A 1,123-nucleotide genomic window follows, 5' to 3' on the forward strand; every position below is an offset into this window, starting at 1 on the left:
GGCCCGCCAGAGACGGTAACAGCCCGGTAGCCGACATCCTCCCCCCGCCGGGGGTATCCTGAGTACGACGGGACACGAGAAATCCCGTCGGAAGCTGGGAGGACCATCTCCCAAGGCTAAATACTCCCTAGTGACCGATAGTGAACCAGTACCGTGAGGGAAAGGTGAAAAGCACCCCGGAAGGGGAGTGAAACAGATCCTGAAACCGTGTGCCTACAAGAAGTCGGAGCCCGTTAAGGGGTGACGGCGTGCCTTTTGTAGAATGAACCGGCGAGTTACGCTCGTCTGCAAGGTTAAGCCGCAAAGGCGGAGCCGCAGCGAAAGCGAGTCTGAAGAGGGCGATCAAGTAGGCGGGCGTAGACCCGAAACCAGGTGATCTACCCATGACCAGGGTGAAGGCCAGGTAACACTGGCTGGAGGCCCGAACCCACGCAAGTTGAAAATTGCGGGGATGAGTCGTGGGTAGCGGTGAAATGCCAATCGAACCTGGAGATAGCTGGTTCTCCCCGAAATAGCTTTAGGGCTAGCCTCGGGTATGAGAGTCCTGGAGGTAGAGCACTGATTGGACGAGGGGTCCTTCCCGGATTACCGAATTCAGTCAAACTCCGAATGCCAGCGACTTGCTGCCCGGGAGTCAGACGGCGAGTGCTAAGATCCGTCGTCGAGAGGGAAACAGCCCAGACCACCGGCTAAGGTCCCTAAGTCTGCGTTAAGTGGAAAAGGATGTGGAGTTGCTTAGACAACTAGGATGTTGGCTTAGAAGCAGCCATCATTGAAAGAGTGCGTAATAGCTCACTAGTCGAGTGACTCTGCGCCGACAATGTACCGGGGCTAAACGCAGCACCGAAGCCGTGGACTCTCCCGCATGGGAGAGATGGTAGGGGAGCGTTCCAGGGGCCCCGAAGCCGGACCGTGAGGACCGGTGGAGCGCCTGGAAGTGAGAATGCCGGTATGAGTAGCGAAAAGAAGGGTGAGAATCCCTTCCGTCGAAAACCCAAGGTTTCCTGAGGAAGGCTCGTCCGCTCAGGGTTAGTCGGGTCCTAAGCCGAGGCCGAAAGGCGTAGGCGATGGAAAACAGGTTGATATTCCTGTACCACCTCCGTTCCATTTGAGTGATGGGGGG

1 rRNA gene is annotated in these 1,123 nt (G+C 57.2%); it reads left to right on the forward strand.

Annotated features, from left to right (window positions below):
• Positions 1–1,123, forward strand: a 23S ribosomal RNA gene (locus G548_RS0116860); the annotation flags it as partial.

It is taken from the genome of Marinococcus halotolerans DSM 16375 (assembly GCF_000420725.1).
GTDB classification, from domain to species: Bacteria; Bacillota; Bacilli; order Bacillales; family Marinococcaceae; genus Marinococcus; species Marinococcus halotolerans.